Here is an 18,642-nt window from a genome sequence, read left to right on the forward strand (position 1 = left end):
TGGTGGTAACAATCAAGCTTTCAATTAAAAATCAAGCGTCTACTGTCATGAGGGAGCTTTCATGCTGAAAGTTTTGTTGTAGGGTTTCAAGCTGACTTATTGCCGGCTTAACCGTATGACCGGTGTAGGGTAGGGCTCACTGCTGCGAATTGGATTGATGTCCAACCCGCCCCGACGGGTGTAACGGGCATAAACCGCCAGAAACTCCGGCTGGCAGTGTTGCCAGATATCGGTAAAGATCCGTTCAACGCACTGTTCATGAAACTCATTGTGCAAGCGAAAGCCGATCAGGTAGCGCAATAGTGCCTCGTGGCAAATGGCCTGACCACGATAATGAATAAAAACGCTGGCCCAGTCGGGTTGATTGGTGATCAGGCAATTGGACTTTAGCAGGTGCGAAAAAACTTTTTCATCGCACCAATCGCCATCCTTGCGGTGTTGCAGTTGCTCTGGTCGGTAGCTGTAATCCGTGATGCTGATGTCCTGCTCATCAAGGCAAGTGCCCTGGATCCAGGTCGGCTGAAAAGGCTGCAACTCATTGACATTGTGCAAGGTGACATCGACCGCAGCGCCGGCGCAGGCCGATAAATCCTGTTGCAATGTCCGGTAGACCTGGCCTAAGTCGGCAAAACGGCTTTGATTCAGGCTATTCAGATAAAGCTTAAACGACTTGGATTCGATCAGGTTTGGCGAGTCAATAGGCACCACAAAGGTGGCCAGCGCGACCACAGGTTTGCCTTTTTGATTTAACCAGGACAACTCATAAGCATGCCAGATGTCCTGACCGACAAAGGGCAACCGCGCATCCAGTTTTAATTCGGCTCTGCCGACAGCGCGAGGGACGGCTTGCAACAGCTCAGGGGCGTAGTCGGACGCATAACTAGTGGTTTTACCAAGGCTGAGTTGTTGCTCCAGTTCTGGCTGTAACTTTGTCATGCGCGCACCTGTCGGGGTAGAATGGGATTATTGTAGCATAGTGATGTGGCTGCTATCAGCCCCCAAATAAGGATGACAGGCATGGATTTAGAAAGCAGCTGGCAGGATTTTATCGAGCGCAGCCTCACCTGGTCAAAGCAGCAGAATCAGCGGTTGCTGACCGAGCGGGATAAGGTGTTGCCATCGCCTTGTGAATTGGAGCCGCAGGGCGACGACTTAGTCTATTGGCAGCCGGTTCGCCAGCAACCAGTGCTGGATTTTACGGCGGTCGAGCAGGCGCTGGAGTTGACGCTGCACCCGGATATTAAAACCTATTACGGTTTGTACTTTGGTGGCGGACTGGCGGCGGAGCATGCCGAAGGCAAGTTGCTGCTGCTGATGCCCTGGCACGAGGCCGACTGCGATCGTTTAAAAGAAAACATCATTGGCCATATTCTGATGAAGCGCAGATTGCGCCAACGGGAAACGGTGTTTTTTGCCGTGACCGATGATGAAAACGTGATGGTTTCGGTGTTGAATGCGACTGGCGAGATCTATGCCGAGTCGGTAGGCAAAGAGGTCAAACACAAGCTGGCCGATTCGCTGGCCGATTTTTTGCAACAGCTGACCCCGACTGACAGCGAAGGCTTCTAGAGCTCTCTGATATACTCAAGTGACCTCAAGATGCGAGTTTCAGAGCCTTTGGGCGCTTTCCATCCTCAGGTTCGCGAAACGGTATATCCCTATACCCGCTTTCAATGCAAGGCACCCTGGCGACGCAATGTCGACCACCTTGCTAGCCAGGGTAACACCGCAGTGGAAGCGCCCAGAGGCTCCCGCAGGGCGGGGCTAAAAGCGCTTTATGCGGCGTTAGCTGTTGTCGATTTGGAACCACCAAAGCTTCCAACAACTGCCTTGCCTAAAGCGCTTTTATCTCCCGCTGAAGCCTGCATCTTGAGGTCACTTGAGTATACGGGTCATTACTGGCAATCCCAGGCAATGTTGGAAACCAGCTGGCAGCTGTCACAGCGAAACTGAAAAAGTTGATGCCAGCTGTTTGTTAAACGCCAGTCAGCACCGCAAGATGGACACTTTTTAGAGGCTTCTGCCTGGCAGTTTTTGCTACTGCCGCTGTAAAGGTAGTAGTGGCAGGCTTTGCCGGTTTGCCGAGCCAGTTTTTTAGCCAGCTGACGCCCTTGCCGATTGAGCGCACTGTGCAGCTGCTGCAAGGCCTGCTCGGCTGATTTAGGCAGCACCCGCTGTTGCTGCATCTGAATTTCATCCAGAGCCTGATACTGCAGTTGCCAGCGGATCAGCGCTTCGAAGTCTTCTCCATTCAGGCTGCCCAGACGAAACAAGGGAACTGGTGCAAAATCAGCACTGCAGCGCAGCGGTGAAACCTGCTCTGCAAAGTTGGTAAACAGAATATAGCCTGGTGGCTCAGTGCAGGGATCGGTTTCGCTGGACATCAAATCCTGCCCCAGCAGTTGCAGTTTCGGATAACCAAGGCCAGCATTGCCCAGTGCCTGCAGTGCTTTCTGACCACGCTGGCTATGGTGTTTCGGTTGCAATGCATCCTGAGCAGACAAAATCACCCGGCTGCAAAAGTGCGTATCCGCTAAATAGGTCGGAAACTCGCGACCGATGATCTGCCCCTGAAAAATAAGTGCTTCCAGATACTGGCGGATATGCTGCTCGGCCTGGGTATAGCTGGTATTGGCCAGAACCCGGAACTTTAGCTCAGCCAGCCACATTAACTTTCCAGCCTTGCCAGGCGTTTTTCCAGTTCAGCTAGTTTGGTTTCCAGCTGCTGCACCCGCTCTGCCAGAGAGTCGGCTTTGTCTGGCTCGGGCGCTGTTGCTTCGGCTGACGCCGAAAGCTGGATGCTGCGCTGCGCTTCAGCAGGTAGCTGCTTCCACTGCTGAAAAGCAGGCAGTAACTCAGCGGGCGAGACTTTGCGCCCTAGCCGGCTTCGTAGCAAGGCCAGGCTGGGGGTTTTTCCTTCGTGCAGCAAGCGGGCTGCTTCCTGGCTGAGTAAGTCGAATGCGCTCATAGGGCTCAGTGGTGAAATTCGCCAATCAATGGTTAAATCCTACAGTATTGCGGTGGGAAATGGCAGTGTGTATTTTTAAATTATTGATTAATAATTGATTTTATCTTGGCTTTGTTTTTGCTTATTGCTCTGTGCAAAAACAAAAGGAGAAAAAAATGAGACTCAAAAATCTGCTGGTGGTCGCTGCGCTGATACTGCCATTGTCTGGCTGTGTGGTGGCGGTCAATGGTTCCAAAGATGCTCGTTTTAACGAGTCGGACTGGCGTCAGACGCAAAAAGCCAATCGCAATTACATCAACCAGCTGACAACTGGCGTTTCTTTGGTGCAAGTAATGCAGGACCTGGGGACACCGGACTTTACCGAAGCCTTTCAGCAGGCGGACAGCTCGGTGCAGGTGCTGTTTTACCGGACCCATCATCGCCGCAGCGATGGCATGACCAGCAAAGATGAATGCACGCCGTTGATTTTTAGCAATGGCCGCTTAACCGGCTGGGGGGATAAAGCCTACGCCCAGCTTTAAACACTCAGCCGATTTGAGCCAGAGTCTGACTCTGGCTCTGGCTCTGGCTCTATTATTTACGCAGTAAGGTGTTCAGCTCGTCAATGACTTCGGACCAGTCGGCATCGGCTTTTAGCGATTCTGCGATAAAGCTTGCCTGTGCTGGCGTCCAAAACGGAGCCTCTTCCAGCGGCACATGCTCGGCCAAACGGTGGTCGGCAATAAAGCGATCAATGGCTGCCTGATCGTTCTCCAGACCCAGTTGGGCAAACAAAGTCGTCAGGCTGTGAGGGGATGTATCCATCGCGTGGCTCCTATTTTACGGTTTGATCCATACCTGACTATAAGCCTAGCTGACTCAACAAGATTGGCAATTGCTAATTGCCCTGCTATGGTGGTGAAAAAACAATCATAATATGCAGGTAGCTATGTCGGTCGAACAGTTAAATCATTTGCAGGTACGGGAGTTGGAAGGACCGGAATTAAAAGTCGCAGCTTCTATTCTGTATCAGTCCTACCACGATGACCCACTTTTTATGACCATCTTTCAGGCCGAAAAAGCCGATTATGAAAAAAAGTTAAGAGCGGCAATCCGTGAAGAACTGAGTGCTTTTTGGCAAAGCGGCCAAAGCATGCTGGGCCTGTTTCAGGCAGAGCAATTGGTTGGGGTGGCCTGCCTGGTGAAAGCCAGCTCTGGTTTGGGAGGGCATCGTTTCTGGCACTGGCGGCTTAAGATGTTGCTGACGGCGGGCTTTGTGTCAACCCGGCAATTGCTGGAAAAAGAAGAACGCATTCATGCTGCAATGCCGGCAAAAGATTACCATATGCTGGCTTTTATTGCGGTGTCGCCACGTCATCAGCAATTAGGGCTGGGGCATCACCTGCTGCATGCGGTCGATCAGTTGGTGGACGCCGATGCCAGCTCATCGGGTGTGGGGGTGTTCGTTACCCTGGAAAAATACCTGCCGTTTTTCAGTGGCGATGCCTATCAGGCCGTGGTGGACCTGAGTTTTAATACCGTGCAGGGCACTTTGTTGTTCCGGCCGCGTCAGGCGGTGTCGCTGCAAAGCAGTGCCTGAGGTAGCATTATTTGGCGCTAAGTGATGTGTTAGTTGGCTGGCGGCTCCGGCAAGCGGTGAGGCGGCACCTCAAAGGCAGTGTACTGCAGCCCATTTAAACTCAGTGTCGCCTGGTAGCGGCTTTCCCGATCACTGCTAAAGTCGATGCAATAATAGGTAAGCCAGCGTAATCGACCTTGCCGTTGCTCCAGCTTGTGGCCAAGGCGGGCGCAATCCAGGTACTGCAAGTCGCGCTGCTTGCACAAGTGCCTGGCCAGCAGAATAGCCCGCTCATCCTGCTTGCGTTGCAACCAGAATAAATAACAGATAACAAGCAAACCAATGATCAGCCAGGTGGTGCCCATCGCAGCGTCCTTTAGTGATAACGGTCGCTATGGTACTGGCAAAGTCTGGTAGCTGGCAACCTTGCTTTGCCGTGTCGGCTCCTGGCCAAATTATGCTAAGATCGCGCCATATTCCTGATACCGGAGTGATGATGACTCAACACATTGTCGCAGCACTGACTGAAATTAAAACCGAGCTGATAGCGCTGGAGCTTTGGAGCTCGCTGCCGCCCAGCCCGGAGGCACTGGCCAGCACTGCGCCTTTTTGTTGCGATACCCTGCCTTTTGAACAATGGTTGCAGTTTGTGCTGCTGCCGCGCATGCAGGCTTTGTTGGATGGCGGCCATCCGCTACCCACCAAAGTCAGCATACTGCCGATGGCGGAGGTGGCTTTTGCCGATTATTCGCAAGACATGCGGTTATTAATGTATTGGCTTGGACGATTCGATGCCTGTTTCCAAACGGATTGAGTGCCCGCAGCTGTCAGAGCTGACCATTTTGTATCAGGATGAATGGCTGGTGGCGGTGGATAAGCCCGCTGGCATGCTGGTACACCGTTCATTTCTGGATAAACACGAAACCCGCTTTGTGATGCAGACGCTGCGTGATCAGCTGGGCCAGCATGTGTTTCCGGTGCATCGGTTAGACCGGCCAACCTCGGGCGTCTTGTTGTTTGCACTATCCAGTGAGGTGGCGCGCTTGCTCAGCGAGCAAAATGCCAGCCAACACTGGCAAAAGGGTTATCTTGCTGTGGTGCGTGGTTATCTGGAGCAAGGTGGTACCCTGGATTACCCACTCAAAGAGCAGCAGGATAAAATCGCCGATAAATTCAGCAGCGATGACAAGGCTGCCCAAAGTGCCGTCACCGATTACCTGCCGCTGGCCAAAGTCGAGCTGCCAATACCGGTCAGCCGTTACCCGGCGGCGCGTTATAGTTTGGTAGCACTGTCGCCCCGGACCGGGCGCAAGCATCAGCTAAGGCGGCATTTGGCCCATTTACGGCACCCCATTGTGGGCGACACCAGCCACGGCGACGGCAAACACAATCGCTTATTTCGGGAGCATTTGCAGTGTTCGCAGTTAATGCTGTTGGCCAAGCAACTGATCCTGACGCATCCCATCAGCGGTAAAACACTCTGTATTGAAGCCAGTCTTGCTGGCTGGCAGCCGCTATTGCAGCGGCTTGGCTGGCCGCTGCAGGAATCATTTTATCAGCAGGCCTTTGAGCAGCTGTACAAGGAGCAACGATGAAACGAATTGCTATCATTGTCGGTACCGTTTATGGCGGTGCCGAATTTTTAGCCGGCCAGGCTGAGCAACTACTGACTGAGCGGGGCTATCAGTGTGCGCTGCATCTGGATCCCAAGCTGGATGCGGTGCTGGCAGAAGACCCGGATGTCTGGCTGGTAATCAGCTCCACCACCGGCCAGGGCGATATCCCGGACAACGCTTTGCCCTTTTATCTCGATGCGCGGGATCGTTTCCCACTGCTGACCGATAAAATTGTGGCGGTGATCGGTCTTGGCGACAGCAGTTACCAACACTTCTGTGGTGCCGGTAAGCAATTTGCCGAGCTCTTGCAGGAGCTGCAAGGCAAACCGCTGGCCGATCCGCTCTACATCGATGCTTGCGAAACCCTGGAGCCAGAAACAGTGGCGCTGCCATGGTTGGAAGCGCATTTTCCGCCACTCGGCTAAATCGCAAAGGGCTAGTTGCCAAACTAAAAAGGCCAGCAATTGCTGGCCTTGGTTGTTTCTACTGAGACGCGTTACTCGAGCTTACTCGACGTTACGCAGCAAGGCATTAATGCCAACTTTGGCGCGGGTCTGGGCATCCACTTTTTTTACAATAATAGCGGCATAGAGGCTGTGGCTGCCGTCTTTGCTTGGCAGGCTGCCTGGCACCACCACAGCACCGGCTGGTACCCGGCCGTAGCTGATTTCACCGGTTTCACGGTCGTAAATGCGGGTGCTTTGGCTGATGTAAACGCCCATCGACAGCACCGCACCTTCTTCAACAATAACCCCTTCCACCACTTCAGAGCGGGCACCGATAAAGCAGTTGTCTTCGATGATGGTAGGATTGGCCTGCAACGGCTCCAGCACGCCACCAATGCCAACGCCACCGGATAAATGCACATTCTTACCAATCTGAGCACAGGAGCCGACCGTGGCCCAGGTATCGACCATGGTGCCTTCGCCGACGTAAGCGCCAATATTGACGTAGGATGGCATCAGTACCGCATTTTTGGCAATGTAACTGCCTTTACGAACCGCGGCCGGTGGTACTACCCGCACACCTTCAGCGGCAAAGCGGGCGGCATCGTAACCGGCGTATTTCATCGGTACCTTGTCGTAGAATTTGGTTTCACCGCCATCCAGCACTTCATTGTCATTAATGCGAAATGACAGCAAGACGGCTTTTTTCAACCACTGATGCACCACCCATTCGCCAGCCAGCTTTTCAGCCACCCGGGCTTTGCCGCTGTCTAACAGCTCTAGCGCCGCTTCTATGGCTGCTCTGTACTCGGCCGAAACGGTGCTGGGCGTGATGGAATCGCGCTGCTCAAATGCTTGTTCAATAATGGTTTTTAAGTCTGCCATCTTGGGTTATCAACCTTCTGTTACTTGAGTTAAATGGTCAATCAAAGTCCGTTTCAACTGGCTTTGCTGGTCCAAATCAAGGGCTTTATCTTCAGCCGTTGAGACCATGAAAAAATCTTCTGCCCGCTCGCCTAAGGTGGTGATTTTGGCAGCATGAATTTGTATTGCACATTGCTGGAACACATCGCCTATTCGGGCCAGCAGGCCAGGTGCATCCAGCGCAGCAATTTCAACCATGGTGCGGTTTTTGCTGTTGCCGGGTAAAAAGCTGACCTTGGGCGGCACGTTAAACTGGCGCATCTGGCGCGACAGTCGGGACTGGCGCTGCGGCTCGGCTTTGCCAGCGATGGCTTGTTCCATTGCCCGCTTGATGCTCTGCACCCGGGAAGGAGAGGTCACCGGCTGGCCGCTTTGTTCCAGCACTACGAAGGTATCCATGGCATAGCCGTCTTTGTTGGTCATAATTTGGGCATCAAAAATAGCGACTTTTTTGCTATCAAGCGCAGCGACCAAGCGGGCAAACAAGTTGGGTTGGTCTGGCGTGTAAACAAAGACCTGAGTGCTGCCGCGGATCGGCGCTTTGCTGACCAGCACCAAGGGGTGCCTGGCATCTTTGTGCCGCAGGATGTGCTCGCAGTGCCAGACAATTTGCCTTGGATTGTAGCGGATAAAGTAATCGGCTTTGATCCGGCTCCACAAATGCTGAATTTCGATTTTGGTAAAAGCCTGCCGCTGCAACAGTCGCATGGCTTCGGCCTGGTTTTCGCGGATTTGGTCCCGCATGTCCATTGGTTTTTCCAGGCCACGACGAAAGGCTTTTTGGGTGGAAAGATAAAGATCGCGCAGCAAGGAGCCTTTCCAGTCATTCCACAGGTTGTCGTTGGTGGCCCGAATATCGGCCAGCGTCAGGCAGTAGAGGTAATTGAGCCGGGTTTCGTCCCGGACTTTTTCGGCGAACTCGGTCACCACCTGCGGATCATGAATGTCTTTGCGCTGGGCGGTGACCGACATCAGCAAATGCTGCTCAACCAGCCAGCTGATCAGCTTGCTGTCAAAGTCACTGAGTTTGTGCAGCCGGCAGAACTCCTTGGCATCCATGGCGCCAAGCTCCGAGTGATCGCCACCACGTCCTTTGGCAATGTCATGGAAAATGCCGGCTAAAAACAGCAGCTCCGGTTTTTCCATCCGCCGCACTATGTCCGAGCAAAGTGGGAATTCGTTGTCGTACTCCGGCAAGGTGTAACGATACAGGTTTTTCAGCAGTCGGTGGGTGTGCTCATCCACGGTGTAGGCGTGGAAGAGATCAAACTGCATCTGGCCGACAATGTTGCGCCACTGCGGCAGGTAGGCCGCCAGCACGCCGTATTTGTGCATTAAGGTAATGGCGGTGTCCATGCCACGCGGGTGGCGCATCAGCGCCAGAAACAAGCGGCGGCAGGCCTCGTAATCCTGCAAGTCTCCCATCAGACGACGGCGCACCTGACGCAGCAAGCGCAAGGTATCGGAGTGAATGCCAGTAATGTTGGAGTTGTTGGCAATGTGCCAGAATAATTTAAGCAGGTTATCGCGCCGGGCAAACACGCCGTTATCCAGCGCTTTGATCAGGTGGCCGTGCAGCTCAAAGCTGTCATCCAGCGGCTGCACTTTAGCGCTTTGGTGATTGTTTAAGATGCTGCCTTCAAAATGCTGCAACAGCATTTCATTCAGTTCACTGACCCGCTGCACGGTGCGAAAAAAGCGCTTCATCATCCGCTCGACCGTGGCTTTGCCATCGCTGCCGAAACCAAGCCGCTCAGCCACGGCTGGCTGGTAGTCAAACAGCAGGCGGTTTTCGTTGCGTCCGGCTTCCAGGTGCAGGGCAAAGCGCATTTGCCACAGATAGGCCTCACACTCCATCAGCTCCTGATACTCATCTTCCGTCAGGTATTGGTAGGCCACCAGCTCTCGCATGGTACGGGTTTGAAAGTGCTTTTTGGCCACCCAGCCTACGGTTTGAATATCACGCAGCCCACCCGGGTTGGCTTTTAAGTTGGGCTCCAGGTTGTAGGCGGTGCCATGGTATTGCGCATGACGCTGTTGCTGTTCATGGCGCTTGGCTTCAAAAAACTGTTGGCTGCTCCAGAATTCCGGCGCATTGATGGCGTCTTTTAATTGCTGGTATAAGGTTTTGTTGCCAACCAGCCGCCGCATTTCCATCAGATTGGTGGCGATGGTGATGTCGTCTTTGCCAAGCTGCAGGGTTTCTTCCAGGGTGCGAACGCTGTGACCGACTTCCAGCTTCAGGTCCCACAATTGGGTGATAAAGGCCGACAGTTGCTCTTGTTGTGTGCTGGTCAGCTGCTGGTCACTCAGAATCAGCAGATCGATATCCGAAAAAGGGTGCAGCTCGCCACGGCCATAACCGCCGACGGCAATCAGGCACAATGCCTGGTCCTGCTGCAACTGCTGCTGTTGCCACAGTGTGGTCAGCAATTGATCAATAAAGCGGGCTCTGGCTTTGACCAGGCTTTGCACCGACTGCTGCTCGAAGGCTTGCTCGGACCAGCGCAGAAAGTCGGCCATGTGCTTCTTGTAGTCTTCCAGACTGAACTGGCTGGGCCAGCTTTTCTGAAAAGCAACGGCGTCTTTCATGCGCTTTCTCCGGTTTAGTCAGCAGTCAGGATGCGGTCGATGGTATCGTCACTGCGTAAGGTTAGAATTTCGCAGCCGGTTTCTGTCACCAAAATGGTGTGCTCGTACTGAGCCGATAAGCTGCGATCTTTGGTTACCACTGTCCAGTCGTCTTTCAGCAGTTTGCTGTGACGGGCACCGGCATTGATCATCGGCTCGATGGTCAGGCACATGCCTGCTTTTAAAACCGAGCCTGTGCCAGGGCGGCCATAGTGCAGTACCTGTGGTTCTTCATGGAACTCAGCACCGATGCCATGCCCGCAGTACTCACGTACCACCGAGTAACCGTGTTTTTCAGCGTGCTGTTGGATCACATGGCCAATGTCGCCCAAACGGACACCATCTTTGACCTTTTTGATGCCGAGGTACATGGCTTCTTGTGTGACTTTGATCAGTCGGGCGGCCAGAATGCTGGGCTCACCAACGACAAACATCCGCGAGGTGTCGCCATGGTAACCATCCTTAATCACGGTGATATCAATGTTGATGATATCGCCGTCTTTTAGCGGCTTGTCGTTCGGGATGCCGTGGCAAATGACATGATTGACCGAGGTGCAAATGGACTTGGGGAAGCCGTGGTAATTGAGTGGGGCCGGTATGGCTTGCTGTTGCTCAACAATGTACTGGTGACAGCGGCTGTTTAATTCGTCCGTCGTGACGCCTGCCACAACATAAGGCTCAATCATTTCCAGCACTTCGGCGGCCAGGCGGCCTGCGAGCCGCATTTTCTCTATTTCTTGCGGGCTTTTGATGATGGGAGTCATCCGATCTCTCTCTGTGGTTGAAACGGTGTCATCAGATTGCAGCACTCCAGCTTTAATCTTGTGTTTTGTAGGTGGCTATGGTATAAAGCGCGCCGCAAATTAGCAAATAGCTTTCTGCTTTTCTTCAAAGTATTTCGTTATTGCTTATGCTGCGAAATCACTTAAATAACACACATACATCGGCACATGGGCCGGGGTGCCTGCGTAAAGCAGGTCGGAACATGGGATGTATGGAGGCCTAACCCCTAAAATTAAGGTAATTGTATCATGGCAAAAGTTTCAATGCGTGACATGCTCCAGGCGGGTGTCCACTTCGGTCACCAAACTCGTTACTGGAACCCGAAAATGAAGCCGTTCATCTTCGGCGCGCGCAACAAAGTGCACATCATCAACCTGGAAAAAACTGTTCCTCTGATGAACGATGCGCTGAGCTTCATCCAGCAGGTTTCTGCTAAAAAAGGCAAAATCCTGTTCGTAGGCACCAAGCGTGCAGCTTCTGAAGCCATCAAAGAAGCAGCGAAAAGCTGTGACCAGTTCTACGTTGATCACCGCTGGTTGGGCGGCATGCTGACCAACTGGAAAACGGTTCGTCAATCCATCAAGCGTTTGAAAGATCTGGAAGCACAAAGCCAGGACGGTACTTTCGACAAGCTGACCAAAAAAGAAGCTTTGGATCGTACCCGTGAAATGGACAAGCTGGAAAAGAGCTTAGGCGGTATCAAAGATATGGGCGGTTTGCCAGACGTGTTGTTCGTTATCGATGCCGATCACGAGCACATTGCGGTGAAAGAAGCCAACAACCTGGGTATTCCAGTGGTTGCTGTGGTCGATACCAACTCTGATCCGAAAGGCATTGATTACATCATTCCTGGCAACGATGACGCCATCCGCGCCATTCAGTTGTACCTGTCTGCGGTAAGTCAGGCGGTCAGCGAAGGCCGTAGCAACACCATCGAAGTTCAGGCGGAAGCTGAAGGTTTCGTCGAAGCTGAATAAGCTGCTGGCCCTAAAGGGCTGTGCGGATTAAGACATCAACAGAGGCTTCGGCCTCTGTTTGTTCAACCCGATTGATAACGAGGATACTCAGATGGCTGTAACTGCTGCCTTAGTAAAAGAGCTGCGCGAGCGTACCGGCGCAGGCATGATGGATTGTAAAAAAGCGCTGCAAGAAACCAATGGTGACATTGAAGCGGCGATCGATGAAATGCGTAAAAGCGGTCTGGCCAAAGCGGCTAAGAAAGCTGGCCGTGTTGCTGCTGAAGGCACCATTATCACGCGCGTTGCCGATGGTTTCGGTGTGGCGGTTGAATTCAACTGTGAAACCGACTTCGTTGCCCGTGATGGTAGCTTCCTGGCCTTTGCCAACAGCGTGGCCGATCTGGTGCACAGCCAGAAGTTGTTCACTGTAGAAGCCTTACTGGCGGCTGACCTGAACGGCAACACTGTGGAAGAAACCCGTGCCGCTCTGGTTGCTAAAATCGGTGAAAACATCAATGTACGTCGCATTGCTGTGGTGGAAGGCGAGACCATTGGTCAGTACATCCACTCTGGCCGTATCGGTGTCTTGGCAGTGCTGAAAGGCGGTAACGAAGACATCGCCAAAGACATCGCCATGCACGTTGCTGCTAACAATCCAGGTTTTGTTAAGCCTGAAGATGTGCCAGCTGATGTGGTTGAGCGCGAGCGCGCTATCCAAATCGAAATTGCTGTCAACAGCGGCAAGCCACAAGAAATTGCTGAGAAGATGGTTGCCGGCCGTATGGCCAAGTTCACCGGTGAAGTCAGCCTGACTGGCCAGCCGTTCGTGAAAGATCCATCCATCTCTACCGGTGAATTCCTGAAACAAAATGGCGCTGATGCTGTTTCGTTCATTCGCCTGGAAGTGGGTGAAGGCATCGAAAAGAAAGAGGAAGACTTCGCTGCCGAAGTTGCTGCTCAAATCGCTGCCGCGAAGAAATAAATTTGCGCTTTAGCCTGAAGGCAAAAAACGCTAGAATAGCCGCGACCCCAGGTCGCGGTTTTTTTTGGCCTGCAACCAGGCGAGTCAGCCTGCACGGCAGCCGAACCTCACCTCAACCATACGCTAATAAGATGGAGCTCGCATGAATCCGAAACCAGCATACCGACGCATACTACTGAAACTGAGCGGTGAAGCCCTGATGGGGGACGAAGGCTTTGGCATCGATCCCAAAGTCCTGGATCGGATGGCGCAGGAGATCAAAGAGATCGTCGAGTTGGGCGTGCAAGTGGGGATTGTGATCGGTGGCGGGAATATTTTCCGCGGCGAAGGTTTGGCAAAGGCAGGCATGAATCGGGTGGTTGGTGACCACATGGGCATGCTGGCAACGGTGATGAATGGCCTGGCGATGCGGGATGCGCTGCACCGCGCCTATGTCAATGCCCGCATGATGAGCGCTGTGCCACTCAATGGTGTTTGCGACAACTACAGCTGGGCTGAAGCCATCAGCTTGTTGAAGTCGGGGCGGGTGGTTATTTTCTCTGCCGGTACCGGCAACCCATTTTTTACCACCGACTCGGCAGCCTGCCTGCGCGCCATTGAGATTGAAGCCGATGCGGTGCTTAAAGCCACCAAGGTGGACGGCGTCTACTCCGCCGATCCGGTGAAAGATCCGGCGGCAACCATGTACAGCACCTTAAGCTATGGCGAAGTGCTGGAGAAAGAATTGAAAGTGATGGATCTGGCTGCCTTCACCCTGGCACGGGATCACAGCATGCCGATTCGTGTCTTCAACATGAATACCGCCGGCTCCTTAAAGCGGGTGGTGATGGGGGAAGTGGAAGGAACACTGATCGACCACGCGGAAAATTTACAGTAAACTAGTTCGATTGCATGTAAGCACTGCTAACAAGGATAACTCACGTGATTAATGACATTATCAACGACAGCAAAAGCCGGATGGAAAAAAGTGTCGATGCGCTGAAGTCGCAACTGTCTAAAGTTCGGACCGGCAGGGCACACCCCAGCTTGTTGGATAACATTATGGTGCCTTATTACGGCGCAGATACGCCATTACGCCAGGTCGCCAACATTACGGTAGAAGATGCCCGTACTTTAAGCCTGACGGTCTTTGACAAAAGTGTGACGGCCGCTGTGGAAAAAGCCATCATCAACTCGGATCTGGGGCTCAACCCGATGAGCGCCGGCACCAGCATTCGGATTCCTTTGCCGCCATTGACGGAAGAGCGTCGTCGCGATCTGGTGAAAGTGGTGAGAGCTGAAGCTGAACAAGGTCGTGTTGCCATTCGGAACATTCGCCGTGATGCCAACAACGATTTAAAAGCCTTGTTAAAAGAAAAAGAAATTACTGAAGACGATGAACGTCGTACCGCGGATGAAATCCAAAAGCTGACCGACTTGTATGTTAAGCGGGTCGATGAGGCTTTAGCGGACAAAGAAAAAGAGTTGATGGAAGTTTAAAGCGGTCACAGACCGATGGAACGCCGTGTTTGGGTTCAGACCCAGGTCGAACTTCACGGCGTTTTTTATTTGATGCAGGAGTCGCATGTCTAGTTCGTCGCAACTGAGCCAGAATGAGTTGCCAAAACACGTTGCCATCATCATGGATGGCAACGGGCGCTGGGCGAAGCAACAGGGAAGGCCCCGGGTCTGGGGACATAAAAAAGGTGCCGATGCCGTGCGCCGAAGTGTGCGTTTTTGTCGCGAGTTAAACATTCCGGCCTTAACGCTGTTCGCCTTTAGCAGTGAAAACTGGCAACGACCGGCCGACGAAGTCAGCAGCTTGATGCAGCTTTTCAAATTGATGCTGAAGAGTGAAGTCAAAAATCTGCATAAAAATCAGGTAAGGCTGCGGGTCTGTGGAGATTTGAGTGCTTTTTCGACGGACTTGCGGCAGCAAATTGAAAGTGCTGAAGCGTTAACCGCAGACAACCAGGCATTGACACTGACCATTGCAGCCAATTATGGTGGCCGTTGGGATATCACTCAGGCTGCGCGTCAGCTGGCGATGGACGTTGCTGCTGGTCATTTGCAACCCGAGGCCATCGACGAGCAACGACTGGGGCAAAACATTCAGTTGGCCGATTTGCCCGAGTTGGATTTGCTGATCCGCACCGGTGGTGATTTGCGCATCAGTAATTTTTTATTATGGCAGGCGGCCTACGCCGAGTTGTGGTTTACTCCAACGCTCTGGCCCGATTTTAATCAGCAGGTATTTTCCGAGGCGATAGCGGCTTATGTCAGTCGTGAACGACGCTTTGGCTGTACCTCTGAGCAAGTCTGCGCTCTGGCCTTCCGCCAATCGAAAGGAACCTAATTTGCTAAAACAACGAATAATAACAGCAGTCATTCTGGCGCCACTGGCACTGGCCGCCGTATTTTTTTTGCCCTTGGCGGGTTTTGCCACCTTTGTCGCTATTGCTTTTTTATTGGGCGCCTGGGAGTGGGGGAGCTTCTGTGGCCTGCAGCACAGTCGAAAGCGTTGGGGTTTTGTTGCCCTGATGGCTGCCATTCTGCTTTGCCTGTACTGGCTGTTGCCGGTAGGCTTGAACTGGCCTTATACCAGCTCGGCACTGATTTTGGCGGTGCTGGCCTGTGGACTGCTTTGGTGGGGACTGGCCGTCGCTTTGGTGGTTAGCTTCCCGGCCAGTCAGTCGCTTTGGTCTGAACGGCTGTGGCTTAGAGCCCTGATGGGCCTGTTAACCCTGGTGCCGGCCTGGCTTGGCCTGGTGCTGGTGCGCAGTGTTGGTATCGAGACCAACCCCTACACCGGCGCCTGGTTGATTTGTGGCTTATTGGCTTTGGTGTGGGCGGCAGATATCGGCGGTTACCTGGTAGGTAAGCCATTTGGGCGGACCAAGCTGATGCCGAAAGTCAGTCCCGGTAAAACCATAGAAGGGATGCTGGGCGGTTTGCTGATGGTTTTTGCATTGCTGGCCGTTTTTTGCTGGTATCTGGATTGGCCCACGCAAAGCCCGGTACTTTTTGTTGCTGCCTTTGTGTTGACGACCCTATCGGTGTTTGGCGATCTGACCGAGAGCATGTTAAAGCGGGTGGCTGGTGTGAAAGACAGCGGCCGTATGTTACCCGGCCATGGTGGCATTTTGGATCGCATCGACAGCCTGACAGCAACCGCACCCCTTTATGCCTTTCTGGTGGCCTTATTGGGTGGTTTTTACTAGATGCAGCGACTGGTAATTTTGGGAGCCACAGGCTCTATTGGCCAAAGCACCTTAAAAGTGGTCGCAGAGCACCCTGAGCGCTTTGAAGTCCTGGCACTGACAGCCCAGCGCTCTGTCAATGCGATGCTGGCTCTGTGCCGGACGTACAAACCGCGTTATGCCGTGATGTCCGATCCGGCTGCCGCCTCCGAACTGCAGCGACAACTACAACAAAGCCATAGTCCTACTGAAGTGCTGGCTGGTGAGCAGGCATTGCAGCAGCTTGCTGCTCACCCGGATGCCGACCTGGTGATGGCGGCGATAGTGGGCTCCGCTGGTTTATTGCCAACACTTGCCGCCGTTCAGGCCGGGAAAAGCGTGCTGCTGGCCAATAAAGAGGCTTTGGTGATGGCCGGTGGGCTCTTTATGCAGCAAGTCCGTCAGCATCAGGCCCGTTTGTTGCCGATAGACAGCGAGCACAATGCCATCTTCCAATGCCTGCCTGCCGCTTTGCAGCAGGCGGTGGTGCATCAGCAGCTCCCGGCCGATAGCCTCGGACAATATCGCATTAGCAAGCTGCTGCTGACCGCCAGCGGAGGCCCTTTTCTGCAAAAGCCTTTGACTGAGTTTCAGCAGATAACCCCGGCGCAGGCGGTTGCACACCCGAACTGGAGCATGGGGCAAAAAATTTCAGTCGACAGTGCGACCATGATGAACAAAGGGCTGGAGTTCATTGAAGCGCATTGGCTATTTCAGTGCCCGGTTGATCAAATTGAAGTGGTGATTCATCCGCAAAGCGTGATCCATTCCATGGTGCAGTATCAGGATGGCTCCGTGATAGCGCAGCTGGGGCAGCCCGATATGTGCACGCCCATTGCTTATGCCATGGCGTACCCAGAGCGAATCAGCACAGCAGTGCCCGCATTGGACTTTAGCCAGTTGGGCGCTTTGAGTTTTTGCCCGGCAGAGCCTGAGCGTTTTCCTAACCTGTATTTAGCCATTGAGGCTTGCCGTGCTGGCCAGGCCGCCACCACCGCTTTAAACGCTGCCAACGAAGTTGCCGTTGCCGCCTTTTTAGCCGGACAGCTTAACTTTGTTGACATCGCTGCTGTCAATGCGGAAGTGTTGTCGTTGCTTGCAAGCCAGCAGGTCGATGAGCTGGCCAGTATCCTGGCACTGGATGAGGAAGCGCGATCGAATGCGACCCAAATCGTCAAGAGGCTGCAACCATGAGTGTATTGCTGTGGAATATTGCCAGTTTTGTGCTGGCGCTGGGTATTCTGATTACCGTACACGAGTTTGGCCACTTTTGGGTGGCACGCCGCAACGGTGTTTTGGTGAAACGATTTTCCATTGGTTTTGGCAAAGCTCTGTTTCGCTGGCGCGATCGTCAGGGTACCGAATTTGTGGTGGCGATGATCCCGTTGGGTGGTTATGTCCGGATGCTGGATGATCGTTTTGATCCTGTCTTGCCGCAATTCAAAGATCTGGCTTTTAATCAAAAAACCGTGCAGCAACGCATGGCCATTATCGCAGCTGGCCCTATGGCCAACTTTTTGTTTGCAATTTTTGCCCTCTGGCTGATGTACATGATAGGAGTGCCGGAAGCGCGCCCGGTGATTGCCGATGTGCGGGCGGGTTCCATTGCCGCCAGTGCTGACTTACCGGCCGATCACCAAATTACCGCTGTTAATGGTCGCAGTGCAGCCGATATTCGTACGCTGAATTTGCTGTTGGTCGAGCAATTGGGGCGCAATCGACTCACACTGGAGCTGCAAGACAGAGTCGCCGGCACTGTGATTGAACGTCAATTGGATACACAGGGCTGGCAGTTTGATCCAGACCGAGAGACTATTTTTGATAGTCTGGGCATTGATTTAGTGCTGCCGGTTCCGCTGACAACTTTGGCTTATATTGAACCGGACTCGCCGGCTGCTCAAGCAGGCCTGAACGTCGGGGATGAGATCACTCATGTTGATGGTTCATTACTGCAAGGTTGGCAGCAATTAACGGAGTGGATACAAAATAACCCAGATCAACCGCTTGACATCCGTATTCTTCGTGATGGGCAGACACTGTCCTTGACAGTGATACCTGCACAGCGGCAAACTGCCGATGGTTTTTCGCAGGGTTATCTGGGAATTGTTCCTGCCAGCAGTGGCTGGCCTGAAGGGATCCGGTACACAAGTCGATACAACCCGATCGCAGCATTGCAGGTTGGTGTGCAACAAACCTGGCAGTTAACCCGGCTTAGCTTCAGCATGATTGGCAAGTTTATTTTTGGCGACGTGTCGGTGCGGCATTTAAGCGGGCCTATTTCGATAGCCCAGGGCGCCGGTACCACCGCAAGCATCGGTTTGATTGCCTTTTTAACCTTTTTGGCTCTGATTAGCGTCAATCTTGCGGTTATCAATTTATTGCCGCTGCCTATCTTGGATGGTGGGCACTTAATGTACATGGTTGTTGAACTAATACGTGGCAAACCTGTCTCTGAAAAGGCGCAGGAGATAGGTTTTCGAATAGGGGCCATGGTTCTGCTGCTGTTGATGGGAATTGCGCTACTCAACGATATTTCTCGTTTGTAATCACTAATCAA

At 53.1% G+C, this 18,642-nt stretch carries 22 protein-coding genes; 14 read left to right on the forward strand and 8 right to left on the reverse strand.

Features of this window, described 5'->3' with window-relative positions; genetic code table 11:
• Positions 1–96: 96 nt before the first annotated feature.
• Positions 97–936, reverse strand: coding sequence for an NADPH-dependent 7-cyano-7-deazaguanine reductase QueF (gene queF / locus Q3O59_RS03045; protein WP_305944176.1), 840 nt, complete (start codon positions 934–936; stop codon positions 97–99).
• 81 nt (positions 937–1,017) lie between these two features.
• On the opposite strand from queF, the gene syd reads away from it, so the two are divergent.
• Positions 1,018–1,569 (forward strand): SecY-interacting protein, encoded by a 552-nt coding sequence (gene syd, locus Q3O59_RS03050; RefSeq protein WP_305944177.1) that lies wholly within the window; start codon positions 1,018–1,020, stop codon positions 1,567–1,569.
• A gap of 326 nt (positions 1,570–1,895) precedes the next feature.
• On the opposite strand, the gene Q3O59_RS03055 is transcribed toward syd, so the two are convergent.
• Positions 1,896–2,669, reverse strand: coding sequence for a DUF2310 family Zn-ribbon-containing protein (locus tag Q3O59_RS03055; RefSeq protein WP_305944178.1), 774 nt, complete (start codon positions 2,667–2,669; stop codon positions 1,896–1,898).
• On the reverse strand, positions 2,669–2,968 hold the full coding sequence (locus Q3O59_RS03060; protein ID WP_305944179.1) for a DNA-binding protein: 300 nt from the start codon (positions 2,966–2,968) through the stop codon (positions 2,669–2,671). Before Q3O59_RS03060 ends, Q3O59_RS03055 begins: the two co-directional genes overlap by 1 nt.
• Before the next feature lie 155 nt (positions 2,969–3,123).
• Here Q3O59_RS03060 and Q3O59_RS03065 point away from each other — a divergent pair, with 155 nt between their 5' ends.
• On the forward strand, positions 3,124–3,489 hold the full coding sequence (locus tag Q3O59_RS03065) for a DUF3192 domain-containing protein (protein WP_305944180.1): 366 nt from the start codon (positions 3,124–3,126) through the stop codon (positions 3,487–3,489).
• Positions 3,490–3,541: 52 nt separating this feature from the next.
• Here Q3O59_RS03065 and Q3O59_RS03070 read toward each other — a convergent pair whose 3' ends face one another.
• Positions 3,542–3,772, reverse strand: a complete 231-nt coding sequence (locus Q3O59_RS03070; RefSeq protein ID WP_305944181.1) for a DUF2789 domain-containing protein — start codon at positions 3,770–3,772, stop codon at positions 3,542–3,544.
• A 124-nt stretch (positions 3,773–3,896) separates the two neighbouring features.
• Between Q3O59_RS03070 and Q3O59_RS03075 the strand changes: the two genes are divergently transcribed.
• Complete coding sequence (locus Q3O59_RS03075; RefSeq protein WP_228590736.1) at positions 3,897–4,547, forward strand: GNAT family N-acetyltransferase; 651 nt, start codon at positions 3,897–3,899, stop codon at positions 4,545–4,547.
• Positions 4,548–4,576: 29 nt separating this feature from the next.
• On the opposite strand, the gene Q3O59_RS03080 is transcribed toward Q3O59_RS03075, so the two are convergent.
• Positions 4,577–4,891, reverse strand: a complete 315-nt coding sequence (locus tag Q3O59_RS03080; protein WP_305944182.1) for a DUF3301 domain-containing protein — start codon at positions 4,889–4,891, stop codon at positions 4,577–4,579.
• 92 nt (positions 4,892–4,983) lie between these two features.
• Between Q3O59_RS03080 and Q3O59_RS03085 the strand changes: the two genes are divergently transcribed.
• From Q3O59_RS03085 to Q3O59_RS03095, 3 genes are read left to right on the forward strand one after another with little or no spacing between them, the layout of a single operon-like run.
• The gene (locus Q3O59_RS03085) at positions 4,984–5,340 is read left to right on the forward strand and encodes a YqcC family protein (protein ID WP_369812339.1); all 357 of its coding nucleotides are present in this window, start codon (positions 4,984–4,986) and stop codon (positions 5,338–5,340) included.
• Positions 5,318–6,121, forward strand: coding sequence for a tRNA pseudouridine(65) synthase TruC (gene truC, locus Q3O59_RS03090; RefSeq protein ID WP_305944183.1), 804 nt, complete (start codon positions 5,318–5,320; stop codon positions 6,119–6,121). The genes Q3O59_RS03085 and truC overlap by 23 nt, the downstream gene beginning before the upstream one ends.
• Positions 6,118–6,567 (forward strand): flavodoxin, encoded by a 450-nt coding sequence (locus tag Q3O59_RS03095; protein ID WP_305944184.1) that lies wholly within the window; start codon positions 6,118–6,120, stop codon positions 6,565–6,567. The genes truC and Q3O59_RS03095 overlap by 4 nt, the downstream gene beginning before the upstream one ends.
• Before the next feature lie 81 nt (positions 6,568–6,648).
• Here the strand turns inward: Q3O59_RS03095 and dapD are convergent, their stop codons facing one another.
• From dapD to map, 3 genes are read right to left on the reverse strand one after another with little or no spacing between them, the layout of a single operon-like run.
• Positions 6,649–7,473, reverse strand: a complete 825-nt coding sequence (gene dapD / locus Q3O59_RS03100; RefSeq protein ID WP_228590728.1) for a 2,3,4,5-tetrahydropyridine-2,6-dicarboxylate N-succinyltransferase — start codon at positions 7,471–7,473, stop codon at positions 6,649–6,651.
• Between the two features lie 9 nt (positions 7,474–7,482).
• Positions 7,483–10,104 carry a [protein-PII] uridylyltransferase gene (gene glnD / locus Q3O59_RS03105; RefSeq protein ID WP_305944185.1) on the reverse strand — a complete coding sequence of 874 codons (2,622 nt, stop codon included), beginning with the start codon at positions 10,102–10,104 and terminating at the stop codon, positions 7,483–7,485.
• 14 nt (positions 10,105–10,118) lie between these two features.
• The gene (map, locus tag Q3O59_RS03110; protein WP_305944186.1) at positions 10,119–10,907 is read right to left on the reverse strand and encodes a type I methionyl aminopeptidase; all 789 of its coding nucleotides are present in this window, start codon (positions 10,905–10,907) and stop codon (positions 10,119–10,121) included.
• A 267-nt stretch (positions 10,908–11,174) separates the two neighbouring features.
• Between map and rpsB the strand changes: the two genes are divergently transcribed.
• The 8 genes from rpsB to rseP all read left to right on the forward strand — a co-directional run bounded on the left by rpsB (position 11,175) and on the right by rseP (position 18,631).
• Positions 11,175–11,903 carry a 30S ribosomal protein S2 gene (gene rpsB / locus Q3O59_RS03115; RefSeq protein WP_305944187.1) on the forward strand — a complete coding sequence of 243 codons (729 nt, stop codon included), beginning with the start codon at positions 11,175–11,177 and terminating at the stop codon, positions 11,901–11,903.
• A gap of 91 nt (positions 11,904–11,994) precedes the next feature.
• Positions 11,995–12,867: a translation elongation factor Ts gene (gene tsf, locus Q3O59_RS03120; RefSeq protein WP_305944188.1), complete on the forward strand. Its 873-nt coding sequence runs from the start codon at positions 11,995–11,997 to the stop codon at positions 12,865–12,867.
• Between the two features lie 142 nt (positions 12,868–13,009).
• Positions 13,010–13,744 carry a UMP kinase gene (gene pyrH, locus Q3O59_RS03125; RefSeq protein WP_228590718.1) on the forward strand — a complete coding sequence of 245 codons (735 nt, stop codon included), beginning with the start codon at positions 13,010–13,012 and terminating at the stop codon, positions 13,742–13,744.
• 80 nt (positions 13,745–13,824) lie between these two features.
• Entirely contained in the window at positions 13,825–14,346 is a 522-nt protein-coding gene (gene frr, locus Q3O59_RS03130) for a ribosome recycling factor (RefSeq protein WP_369812350.1), read from the forward strand.
• Positions 14,347–14,431: 85 nt separating this feature from the next.
• Entirely contained in the window at positions 14,432–15,202 is a 771-nt protein-coding gene (gene uppS, locus Q3O59_RS03135; protein WP_305944190.1) for a polyprenyl diphosphate synthase, read from the forward strand.
• Between the two features lies 1 nt (position 15,203).
• The gene (locus Q3O59_RS03140; protein WP_305944191.1) at positions 15,204–16,067 is read left to right on the forward strand and encodes a phosphatidate cytidylyltransferase; all 864 of its coding nucleotides are present in this window, start codon (positions 15,204–15,206) and stop codon (positions 16,065–16,067) included.
• The gene (ispC, locus tag Q3O59_RS03145) at positions 16,068–17,279 is read left to right on the forward strand and encodes a 1-deoxy-D-xylulose-5-phosphate reductoisomerase (protein WP_305944192.1); all 1,212 of its coding nucleotides are present in this window, start codon (positions 16,068–16,070) and stop codon (positions 17,277–17,279) included.
• Positions 17,276–18,631: a sigma E protease regulator RseP gene (gene rseP, locus Q3O59_RS03150; RefSeq protein WP_305944193.1), complete on the forward strand. Its 1,356-nt coding sequence runs from the start codon at positions 17,276–17,278 to the stop codon at positions 18,629–18,631. The genes ispC and rseP overlap by 4 nt, the downstream gene beginning before the upstream one ends.
• Positions 18,632–18,642: the final 11 nt, after the last annotated feature.

This window comes from Alkalimonas delamerensis (genome assembly GCF_030717955.1).
Lineage (GTDB): Bacteria > Pseudomonadota > Gammaproteobacteria > Enterobacterales > Alteromonadaceae > Alkalimonas > Alkalimonas delamerensis.

Bases quoted from the DNA above. Each gene is read 5' to 3' on its own strand.
- queF (WP_305944176.1), bottom strand. From the start codon at position 936: ATGACAAAGTTACAGCCAGAACTGGAGCAACAACTCAGCCTTGGTAAA.
- syd (WP_305944177.1), top strand. From the start codon at position 1,018: ATGGATTTAGAAAGCAGCTGGCAGGATTTTATCGAGCGCAGCCTCACC.
- Q3O59_RS03055 (WP_305944178.1), bottom strand. From the start codon at position 2,669: ATGTGGCTGGCTGAGCTAAAGTTCCGGGTTCTGGCCAATACCAGCTAT.
- Q3O59_RS03060 (WP_305944179.1), bottom strand. From the start codon at position 2,968: ATGAGCGCATTCGACTTACTCAGCCAGGAAGCAGCCCGCTTGCTGCAC.
- Q3O59_RS03065 (WP_305944180.1), top strand. From the start codon at position 3,124: ATGAGACTCAAAAATCTGCTGGTGGTCGCTGCGCTGATACTGCCATTG.
- Q3O59_RS03070 (WP_305944181.1), bottom strand. From the start codon at position 3,772: ATGGATACATCCCCTCACAGCCTGACGACTTTGTTTGCCCAACTGGGT.
- Q3O59_RS03075 (WP_228590736.1), top strand. From the start codon at position 3,897: ATGTCGGTCGAACAGTTAAATCATTTGCAGGTACGGGAGTTGGAAGGA.
- Q3O59_RS03080 (WP_305944182.1), bottom strand. From the start codon at position 4,891: ATGGGCACCACCTGGCTGATCATTGGTTTGCTTGTTATCTGTTATTTA.
- Q3O59_RS03085 (WP_369812339.1), top strand. From the start codon at position 4,984: ATGCTAAGATCGCGCCATATTCCTGATACCGGAGTGATGATGACTCAA.
- truC (WP_305944183.1), top strand. From the start codon at position 5,318: ATGCCTGTTTCCAAACGGATTGAGTGCCCGCAGCTGTCAGAGCTGACC.
- Q3O59_RS03095 (WP_305944184.1), top strand. From the start codon at position 6,118: ATGAAACGAATTGCTATCATTGTCGGTACCGTTTATGGCGGTGCCGAA.
- dapD (WP_228590728.1), bottom strand. From the start codon at position 7,473: ATGGCAGACTTAAAAACCATTATTGAACAAGCATTTGAGCAGCGCGAT.
- glnD (WP_305944185.1), bottom strand. From the start codon at position 10,104: ATGAAAGACGCCGTTGCTTTTCAGAAAAGCTGGCCCAGCCAGTTCAGT.
- map (WP_305944186.1), bottom strand. From the start codon at position 10,907: ATGACTCCCATCATCAAAAGCCCGCAAGAAATAGAGAAAATGCGGCTC.
- rpsB (WP_305944187.1), top strand. From the start codon at position 11,175: ATGGCAAAAGTTTCAATGCGTGACATGCTCCAGGCGGGTGTCCACTTC.
- tsf (WP_305944188.1), top strand. From the start codon at position 11,995: ATGGCTGTAACTGCTGCCTTAGTAAAAGAGCTGCGCGAGCGTACCGGC.
- pyrH (WP_228590718.1), top strand. From the start codon at position 13,010: ATGAATCCGAAACCAGCATACCGACGCATACTACTGAAACTGAGCGGT.
- frr (WP_369812350.1), top strand. From the start codon at position 13,825: ATGGAAAAAAGTGTCGATGCGCTGAAGTCGCAACTGTCTAAAGTTCGG.
- uppS (WP_305944190.1), top strand. From the start codon at position 14,432: ATGTCTAGTTCGTCGCAACTGAGCCAGAATGAGTTGCCAAAACACGTT.
- ispC (WP_305944192.1), top strand. From the start codon at position 16,068: ATGCAGCGACTGGTAATTTTGGGAGCCACAGGCTCTATTGGCCAAAGC.
- rseP (WP_305944193.1), top strand. From the start codon at position 17,276: ATGAGTGTATTGCTGTGGAATATTGCCAGTTTTGTGCTGGCGCTGGGT.